The sequence below is a fragment of the Actinomycetota bacterium genome (genome assembly GCA_030017835.1).
GTDB lineage: Bacteria > Actinomycetota > Aquicultoria > UBA3085 > Oleimmundimicrobiaceae > Yes70-04.
This window is the reverse complement of record JASEGU010000032.1, coordinates 1-9,428: the sequence shown is the minus strand read 5'-3', so window position 1 is coordinate 9,428 and position 9,428 is coordinate 1. Positions and strand designations below refer to the sequence as shown.

General features: G+C 53.2%; 10 protein-coding genes and 1 pseudogene. All 11 read left to right on the top strand.

The annotated features are described in order from the left end of the window. A partial coding sequence (locus QMD53_06445) for a heterodisulfide reductase-related iron-sulfur binding cluster (GenBank protein ID MDI6800283.1) occupies positions 1-447 on the top strand: 447 nt, incomplete at its 5' end. Between the two features lie 29 nt (positions 448-476). Continuing rightward, positions 477-951, top strand: a pseudogene (locus QMD53_06440) (DsrE/DsrF/DrsH-like family protein). Positions 952-1,165: 214 nt separating this feature from the next. Next, positions 1,166-1,363 carry a hypothetical protein gene (locus QMD53_06435; protein MDI6800282.1) on the top strand — a complete coding sequence of 66 codons (198 nt, stop codon included), beginning with the start codon at positions 1,166-1,168 and terminating at the stop codon, positions 1,361-1,363. Positions 1,364-1,389: 26 nt separating this feature from the next. Further along, a complete protein-coding gene (locus QMD53_06430) occupies positions 1,390-3,846 on the top strand; it encodes a molybdopterin-dependent oxidoreductase (protein MDI6800281.1) in 2,457 nt (818 codons plus the stop codon). A 27-nt stretch (positions 3,847-3,873) separates the two neighbouring features. Then, positions 3,874-4,482 (top strand): 4Fe-4S binding protein, encoded by a 609-nt coding sequence (locus tag QMD53_06425; protein ID MDI6800280.1) that lies wholly within the window; start codon positions 3,874-3,876, stop codon positions 4,480-4,482. A 41-nt stretch (positions 4,483-4,523) separates the two neighbouring features. Continuing rightward, on the top strand, positions 4,524-4,760 hold the full coding sequence (locus QMD53_06420) for a hypothetical protein (protein MDI6800279.1): 237 nt from the start codon (positions 4,524-4,526) through the stop codon (positions 4,758-4,760). Positions 4,761-4,869: 109 nt separating this feature from the next. Beyond that, positions 4,870-5,394 (top strand): 4Fe-4S binding protein, encoded by a 525-nt coding sequence (locus QMD53_06415; protein ID MDI6800278.1) that lies wholly within the window; start codon positions 4,870-4,872, stop codon positions 5,392-5,394. After that, positions 5,395-6,645, top strand: coding sequence for an FAD-dependent oxidoreductase (locus QMD53_06410; protein MDI6800277.1), 1,251 nt, complete (start codon positions 5,395-5,397; stop codon positions 6,643-6,645). After that, positions 6,635-7,360 (top strand): molecular chaperone TorD family protein, encoded by a 726-nt coding sequence (locus tag QMD53_06405; GenBank protein MDI6800276.1) that lies wholly within the window; start codon positions 6,635-6,637, stop codon positions 7,358-7,360. The genes QMD53_06410 and QMD53_06405 overlap by 11 nt, the downstream gene beginning before the upstream one ends. Positions 7,361-7,451: 91 nt before the next feature. Next, complete coding sequence (locus QMD53_06400) at positions 7,452-8,378, top strand: sulfite exporter TauE/SafE family protein (GenBank protein ID MDI6800275.1); 927 nt, start codon at positions 7,452-7,454, stop codon at positions 8,376-8,378. A 74-nt stretch (positions 8,379-8,452) separates the two neighbouring features. Next, entirely contained in the window at positions 8,453-8,860 is a 408-nt protein-coding gene (locus QMD53_06395; GenBank protein ID MDI6800274.1) for a hypothetical protein, read from the top strand. The last annotated feature ends 568 nt before the right edge of the window (positions 8,861-9,428 follow it).

The window sequence follows — 9,428 nt, the reverse complement described above, 5'->3', positions numbered from 1 at the left end:
AAAGCCGTCTCCTACTACGGCTGTTATCTGACCCGCCCGCCCAAGGTGACCGGAGCCAAAGACCCCGATGATCCGACCAATATGGACGAGCTGGTTGGGCTGACCGGAGCGACTCCCCTTGACTGGTCCTACAAGACCAAGTGCTGCGGAGGAGCCCTGGGTGCAACCGAGACCGATATCTCCCTCAAGATGATGGCCGAAATCCTCTCCGATGCCAAGCGGGCTCAGGCCGATGTGATAGTTACCGCTTGCCCCCTCTGTCAGGTCAGTCTCGATCTTAGGCAGAAGGCCATCTCATCGAGGTGGGGCGAGGAATACAACTTCCCCATCCTCTACATAACCCAGCTCCTTGGCCTCTCATTTGGAAGCGATCCCAAAGAGCTTGGCCTCCACAAACACATAACCGACCCCATGGCTACCCTGAAAGAGAAGGGAGCGCTGAGTTAAATGATCAACTCAAAGAGAGGAGCTGGCAAATGACCGAAAAATCCAAGAGAATTGCCATAATAGCATCCAAGAGAACGCTCGATATGGCCTATCCGCCCCTGATTTTGGCCACAACCGCCCTCTCGATGGATATGGAGGGCGGGTATATTCTTCACCTTCTACGGCTTGGACATCATAAATAAGCGCAAAATGGATTCGCTCAAAGTGCCGCCCCTGGCAAATCCGGCCATGCCGGTTCCAATACCCAATATCATAGGAGCTCTGCCGGGGATGACGGCGATGGCGACGATGATGATGAAGGGCTGGATGGGCGGGGCGGACGCAAAGGGCATCCCGGAGCTTCTTGCGATCATACAAGAAGAGGGGGCCAAGCTGATCGCCTGTCAGATGACGATGGATGTGATGGGCGTCAAAAAAGAGGACTTGATAGATGGAGTTGAGGTGGGCGGCGCAGCCACCTATCTCGACTACGCCATGGACGCTCAGATCAATCTTTTCGTCTAGATTTAAAAGGAAGAGGGGCTGGGAATGGGGCGAAATTAGCAATGCGACTTATTGAAAAAATTAATCGATTTTAAGTTTGTCATTTTGGCCAGCTAGAATAGGATAGCTTTTTGTATGCCACTCGAAAGAAAAAATTGCGCTTTCCGCCTCGCAAGTGTTAGCATGATTTTAATTGTTACTATTTGAACAAACTTTATGGATCTGGTGACAAATCATGCTGGAGATCAAAGAGACCAATATCCTCCTTTCACAGGAAGAGATGATAGAGCTTACGGTCATCTGCGAGGATCAAGATAGGGATAAGGCTCTATCTTTTGCAAAGCAGTTATATAAAAAGCTGGCCAGAGCTCAATCGGAGCAGCGCTCGACGTACCAGCGAGGCGGGCACATGGGACCGGCAAAGCTGAAGTAATTTATTTATTAGCGGAGGTATTTAACATGGCCCTAAAACCATTAGCGGAGTCTACCAGAGAATACGATAAGGTGATCTCCACCACCTGCAGCAACATGTGTGAAGCGGCCTGCGGGATGAAGATATTCGTCAAAGAAGGCCGGGTGGTCGATATTCAAGGTGATGACGAGCACCCTTTGAGCCGGGGAGCCCTCTGTCCCAAGGGATCCGGTGCCTTCCAACATATATATAACCCCTTAAGGGTGAAATATCCCATGGTCAGAGAGACCTTGGACGATGAGTTCAAACGGGCCAGCTGGGATGCGGCTCTCGATTTTGCCGCCGAGAGGTTGATCAAATTGAAGGATAAGTATGGCCCAAAGGCCCTGATGATCCACCGCACCGGTCGCTCCGATATGCTCTGGAAGACGGGAGCCGCCAGGTTTGGCCGGATATTCGGCACCCCGAACGTGGTTGGCCAGGGTCCGATCTGCTGTGAGTCGCCCGGCGTGGCCACCAACTATGTCTTTGGAGCCAAAGGCTTGGGCCGGCTGATGAACCCGGTGCCCGATTGGATCAATTCCAAATGTATCTTGGGAGCGGGCTCATCGCATGCCAACAACCATCCCGTCGAGATGCAGTGGGTGATGGATGCCAAGGAACGGGGGGCCAAGATCATCTGGATCGATCCCAGGTTCAACCCGACCATGGCCAAGGCAGATATCGCCATGCGCTTGCGTCCCAACACCGACGCCGCTCTGGTCATGGCCATGATCCACGTCATCTTGAAGGAAGATCTCTACGATCACGAATTTGTCGACAAGTGGGTCACCGGCCTCGATGAGTGGCGCCCCTTGTTAGAGGCGATGCCGCCCGAGCGGGCCGAGAAGATAACCTGGGTGCCGAAAGAGACGATAATCGAGGCCGCCCGCCTCTTTGCCACCTCCAAGCCGGCTTCGGTCAACGGCTGCTTGGGAACGGCTCAGACCTATAATTCCAACAACATCAACCGCTGCTACGCGGCGCTGGTCGCCATCACCGGAAATATCGGCATCAAGGGAGGGGGCTGGAACTGGCTGCACAACTGCCGCCCACCCATGTCGGCCGGAAATGATCTTGGCGATCTGCCGCCGATCAAGGCCCCGGTCATCTCGGATAAATTGATCGGCTGGGCCGATGTGAGCGCGGCCAACTTTCCAAACGCCTTCTTCACCCAGAAGCCCTATCCGCTTCGGGGGGCCTGGTGGAACGGAAATATGTTGGCCCAGATGCCCTTCACCCAGAAGTATGCTGCGGCTTTTAAGAAGAATGTCGATATAGCCATCCATAACTCCTTCCATCCCAATTTTACATATCACCACGCTCACGTGGCCTTTCCCATCACCTCCTGGGTGGAGCGGGAGGGCATCTGCCATCACGGCAACAACCGCCTTCTCAGCTGGTTCAATCAGTGCATCGAGCCCAACTGGGAGTGTCGAAACGACATCGATGTGGTCGTCGGAATATCGGATCGTATCTTTGGCAAAGAGGAGGGCCTAAAGTGGTTCCCCTGGCGCAAAGAAGAGAATAGCGAGCTAATCGATATGGCCGCCATGACCGATTGGGTCAACCAGCAGGAGCCCTTGACAGCCGGTTGTCTCAAGCGGACCCTCGATCCCGAGACGACTCCCAAAGGCGGAGTCATGTGGCCTGCTACCACCATCGAGGAGGCGATGAAGTTCGAGTTTGACGACGCCCTCTCCAGGGGCAAATGGATCATGTATCAGGATGAGCCCTATCCCGAGAGCGATAAGCGTTTCCCCACCCCTTCGGGCAAGATCGAGATCGGCTCCAAGGCGCTCGAGAAGATAGGTTGGGATTATCTGCCCCAGCATCGCGAGGGCGGGCACACCCCCGTCTCCGATCCTGATGACTTCAAGGAGCATCCCATCATCATGTGTACCGGCCGGCCGGTCTCCAGCTTTCACGAGATGGGTCACTGGTGGCCTTGGACTGATGAACTGGAGCCGGACAGATACATCCAAGTCCATCCAGATTTGGCCAAAGCGCTCGGGATCAAAGACGGCGACTACATTAAACTGGAGTCGATGCGCTCGGAACTCGATGGCTACGCTTGGGTGACCGAGGAGACCGATCCCAGACAAGTCTGGGTCTACTGCTCGACCGATGAATACCAGCCCTTCGTTCCGGCCATCACCAATCGCAACGTCTCTTGGCTGATCGACGACATAATCACCGATCCCGTCTACAACCAGGCTGAGTTCAAGGCTCAACTCGTTTCGGTCAGAAAGAAGGGGGCCGATAAGAAGGAAGCCGTCAGGAGGACTCACGACTTTTTGAAGAAGTTTGACGACTACCCGGTGGATACCCAGAGTGAGCTTGGCGCCTACGTCAACAAGGTGGCCATGAAAGGCGCGCCGACATGGGATAGCAAGACCAAGAAGGTTATGTACGAGGGCAAAGCGGCCGCCGATGGCAATGTCTTGCCCTTCACTTCGGGCTGATCGGGCGCAAGTTAAGGAGGATTTAAGATGAGCGACTTTATCAATAAGGCGGAAGATGGCTTTGCCGAAAAGTCCGTCGATATCGAGGGGCGGGAGTCCCGCGTTACCTTAAGGGGTTCCTCCGACCAGTGGAATATGATCCACGATCAGGAGAGATGCATCGGCTGTTTCGGTTGCGAAGTTCATTGCAAGCTGGAGCACAACGTGCCGGTCGGTCCGCGTCTGGTCAGGATGATGCAGGTCGGCCCCAAGATGGTGGGGGGAAAACTGAAGACGGCCTTTCTCACCATGCGCTGCAACCATTGCGAGAAGGCGGCCTGTACCCAAGTCTGTCCGACCGGGGCGATGCAGAAGCGAGATGACGGCATCGTCTTCTCCGATGAGAATGCCTGCATCGGATGCAAGGCCTGCATTGAGGCCTGTCCCTTTGGGGCGCCTCAGTTCAATCCGCAGACCAAAAAGATCATAAAATGCGACTATTGCATGGAGAGGGTCGATCGGGGTCTCTGGCCGGCTTGTGCCACCAAATGCGCGGCCAAGGCTCTATACTTCGGCGACGTCAATGAGCTCTCGACCATCATGAGGGAGAGGACCGCTCGGGAAGTGGCCGAGGGCGTTCTAACCCCAGAGGTTTAGAGGTCAAGGTTTAAAGGTAGAGATTTTAAGGAGGAAGCAAGATGAGCGGCGTTGGAACCGTTGTTACGGCTCCCCTTCGGGTGGAGTATTTAAGCGGAGACTACTCCAAAGCTTTTGACCTACTGCAAAAAGAGAAGGTTAAAATCGTCTATAAGACGGTCTCTTCGGTGGAGCCCTATCATGCCACCATTCATTTGAGCCCAGCCGACGAGGAGAGGGTCAAAACCCTCTTGGATGAGGCCAAGATCAAATACTACGAACCGAGCCCGTTCTACTAAAAGAGAGACTGGCTAAATGGCCTAAGGCTATCAGGGCGGAGACTTGCTAGGGGGGAGAACCTCTCCTCCCTTAATCTTTTGGAGATAACTTTGCCGTAAGGGGCAGATTTTGCAGCAGCCACCAAATTCAAGAAGAGAGATGATAGAAGGGATGATAGGCGAGCGCGGCCAGGAGGTGCGCGTAGTCGCCGAGCTCTGCGATGGCTGCAGAGATTGCCTCTCTGCCTGCAAGGAAGCGGTCGGCTCAAACGCTGATAAAGAGGCGGTCTCTAGGATAAGCATCAAGGAGGAGGGCGACTTACGCATTCCCATCCTCTGCCACAACTGCGAAGAGCCCCCTTGTGTGGCTGCCTGCATGCCCGGGGCGCGGGTTAAAAGAGATGGCTTCGTCCAGACCGATTACGCCAAATGCGTCGGTTGCTGGATGTGCATCATGGCTTGCCCCTTTGGGGCGACCCTGCGAGCGGCGGGTGAACACTTGGCCTACAAGTGCGAGGGCTGCTTGGAGGAGGAGATCCCCGCCTGCGTTCAAGTTTGCAAACCCGGGGCCCTGGTCAAGGTGGGACCGACCACCTACTCGCAGGATCGAAGAAGGGAGAATTCAGTTGGTTATTTTCTGCCACCTGAAGAATAGATGATGAGATATGTGATCATCGGCAATTCTTATGCGGGAGTTGCGGCCACCGAAGCCATTAGAGAAGTTGACGGTCAAGGGGAGATAACCATCATCTCCAATGAACCCTACTCTACCTATGCCCGCCCCCTCATCTCGTATTATCTGAGCGGCAAGGTGAGTGAGGAGAAGATGTTCTACCGCGACTCCTCATTCTATCAAGATAACTTCGTAAATCTTCTGCTGGATCAGGAAGTGGCGGAGATCTCGCCCGCCAGAAAATCCGTAATATTATCATCGGGCCAAGAGGTTCTTTACGACAAGCTACTCATCTCAACCGGCGGCAAGCCCTTTGTGCCGCCGATGAAGGGGCTTGAGGCCAAGAATATCTTCACCTTCACCGCCTGGGATGATGCCAAAGGCTTAAAAGAGTTGGCCACCAAAGGCAGGAAGGCGGTCGTCATCGGCGGCGGTCTTATCGGTCTCAAGGCCTCGGAGGGGCTGAACAATTCGGGCGCGGATGTGACCATCGTCGAGCTCGGAGAGCGGCTTTTGGCCCTGGCCTTAGATGAGGCCGCCGGAGAGATGGTCAGCCGGCGCTTGGCCGAGGCCGGAATCAAGGCGATCACCTCTCACACCGTCACCGAGATCTTGGCCGATGAAGACGGCAACGTCAGAGGAGTTCTCTTAGACGACGGCCGAAAGCTCGATTGCGAGATTCTGGTTGTAGCCATCGGGGTAAGACCCAATGTGGAGCCGTTCAAAGAGAGCGGCATCGAGATCGACCGAGGAATAGTGGTCGATGAGTATATGCGGACAAGTCTGGATGACGTCTATGCGGCCGGCGATGTAGTGCAGGCCTATGATATCCTAAACAAGCGGGCGTCGGTCATCGCCATCGTTCCCCTCGCCTACGAGCAGGGAAGGTTGGCCGGGCTCAATATGGCCGGCCAGAAGCGCCCATACCAAGGCGGCATGATCATGAACTCTGTCGAGGTCTATGGTCTTCCCGTGATGACGATGGGCCTAACCTTGGCCGGCGAGGGTTATGAGGTAGCGATCCATAATGAAAGCGGCCTCTATCGAAAACTGATATTCGAGGGCAAACGACTGGTCGGTGCGATCTTGGTCGGCGACGTGAGCTATGGAGGCGTTCTAACCTCTTTCATAAGGAGCCAAAAAGAGATCGATAAGATAAAGAGCGATTTGATAGAGGGCGATTTCTTGAGTCATTTTGCCAAAATAGAGGCGATGGAGAGACATGTCAGCTAAAGAGACCGGTCGACTGGGTCAACTCTTCGTCGACGAAAAGGACGTGAAATTCTGGAAGAAGGAGGGGGCAAAGCATGATCACCTCCACTGGGTTAGGGCGATGATCTCAGAGAGTCCCAGATTTGAGTCCACTCCAGCCCCGGAGTTTGGGCCACTCACCTTAAGCGCCGAAGATAAAGCCCGCCTATATGGCTGGCTCGCCCAGGCCTTGACCGAGCCGACAGAGTCCTTTGTGGAGAGTCTTGTCTCAAGCGCAAGAGGAGAGCACTCCTTCTCGCCCTTACCGCCCCATCCCTTTCTTGAAAGCTTAAAGGACGAGGACCCGGTCGAGCTTCTAGATTCTCTAAAAACCGAATACACCAGGATATTTTTCGACTCTTACTTGCCTTTCATACCGCCATATGAGTCGGTCTATCTTGGGGAGCGCCAGGTGATGGGCGAGGCGGCCAGAAGAGTTGCCGCCTATTATAAGGGGCTTGGGATGGGGGCGGCCGGCGAGATGCCCGATCATATCGCCCACGAATGCGAGTTTATGGCCCTTTTGTATCAGAGGGGCGAGCTCTCCTTGGCCAAAGAGTTTCTAAAAGAGCACCTCTTAGCCTGGGGGCCGCAGCTCTGCTCAGATCTCAAAATATTGGGTAAGGCGGGATTCTACGAGGCCGTAGCCCAGGCCGGAGAGGTCCTCTTCTATCTGGAGGCCAAAGATGCTGCATAGCATCTGCCGCTCTGTCCCAAGGCCTTATCCATTTTTTAGCTTTAAGAGGGGAGAAGAAGTGTTTCGAAAATCGAGGGCAAGAATTATTCTTTTGATATCTTCAACGCTGATATTTGTCCCAAGCGGCGCATTTGCGGCCGCAGTTCAAGCCGTCTCCAAAACGGGGGCCGAGGTCGCCTGGTGGGTCTGGCCCCTACTTCTCTTCGTGGTCAGCTTCTTTATCGGGGTTTTGGGCGTCATCGGTGGGGTGGGGGGCGGCTCGCTCTACGTTCCCATCATCGGTGGGTTCTTCCCCTTTCACTTAGATTTTGTAAGGGGGGCCGGCCTGCTGGTGGCCCTCTCCGGCTCGATATCGGCCGGGCCCAGCCTTCTAAAGGAGCGGCTGGCCGATCTTAGGCTGACGCTGCCCGCGGCCCTTATCGCCTCGGTCTCCTCGATCGTCGGAGCGATGGTGGGATTTGCTCTTCCAACCAATATCGTGCAGACTGCCTTGGGCGTCGCCATCCTTTGTATCGTCTTCTTCATGGCTCTGGCCAAAAAGTCAGAGTATCCTGAGGTAAAAAAGGCAAGTCCCCTTGCCGTGGCCCTTAAGATAAACGGCATCTATCGAGAATCATCGACGGGCGAGGATATTAACTGGGAGATTCATCGAGCACGTCGTGGCCTTGCGAGCTTTGTAGCAATCGGCTTCATGGCCGGCATATTTGGCATCGGGGGCGGCTGGGCGAACGTGCCGGTCTTGAATCTCATGATGGGCGTTCCCTTAAAGGTCGCCGTCGCAACTAGCAATTTTCTTCTCTCGGTAACCGCCACTTCAGCCGCCTGGATGTATATCAATAACGGAGCGGTCCTTCCCATGTTGGTCGTGCCGTCGATCATCGGGGTGATGCTCGGATCAAGGGTGGGCGCAAAGATTCTGGTAAAGACCAAGCCGGCTGCGGTTCGATATATAGTCATCATCATGCTCTTTCTTACGGGCACAAGGACCCTCCTCAAGGGGCTCTCGATCTGGAAATAGACCTTTGGACAAGGGAGCGAAAATGGGCGCCAGCTTAAGGAAAAACCAAAAAGAAGGGATCTTAAGGAGAGGTTATGAAAGAAAAACTTGAAGCGACCAAGGAGCAGCTAATCTATGCAAAGATACTCGATTTTGGGATGAAGGTCGGCCTGATTATTCTCATTGTCTCGTTTCTTATCTATCTAACGGGAGCGCTCAGGTCACACATCCCTTTAAGCGAGCTTCCCAAATATTGGGGACTTCCAGTCGATAAGTATCTCGCTCAGACTGGCCTTAAGGGCGGCTGGTCATGGCTGAGTCTCATCACCAAGGGAGATTTCCTAAATTTCATCGGGGTAGCCTTTCTTGCCAGCCTGACCATAATCTGCTATATCGCCATCATTCCTCTCTTCTTCGAGAAGAGGGACAATATATATGTAGCGCTTGCCGTCATCGAGGTTCTGGTCCTCCTCTTTGCCGCCTCCGGGATACTTAAGGCATGAACTTAGTAGATAGAAATGACTTACCCTGGTTTCTCCCAGCTTAGTTGCTCAGAAGGCCGACGTTCAGCTCGCAAACCGACCTCAATTCTCCATTTCCTCTCTCGGCAGACGTAAGCCAAGCATCGTTGACTTATTAAGAATTACGGTTACTCTCGATTAAACTCCCATAAAATTCCCCAATATCTTTGATTATTGATTTCCTCAAATGAGGAATCCCCTCAATCATTAAAAACTTTAATTTGTCATATTGAATTTTTAAGGTATAGTCTATAAAAGCTAGAAAATTAGGCGGAAATAGCAGTTTGCATTGTGGCTAAATTACTTTCAAAGTTTGAAATTTGATAATAGCACGAGCTTATAGAGGCAGCCAAATCAAGATCACTACCCTTTCAATTTTTTAGTTTTCTTAGAGGCAATTGGCTCACACGCTCCTTATTCCCTTCGAATAGGGATTTTATTTGAAATAGCTTGTAACAGTTAGTAACAAAGTTTAACCATATTTCAGCAAACAAAAAAAAGGGGGAGAAATGGCAGAGTTTGAACCGAAGATCATCACATTCTGCTGCAA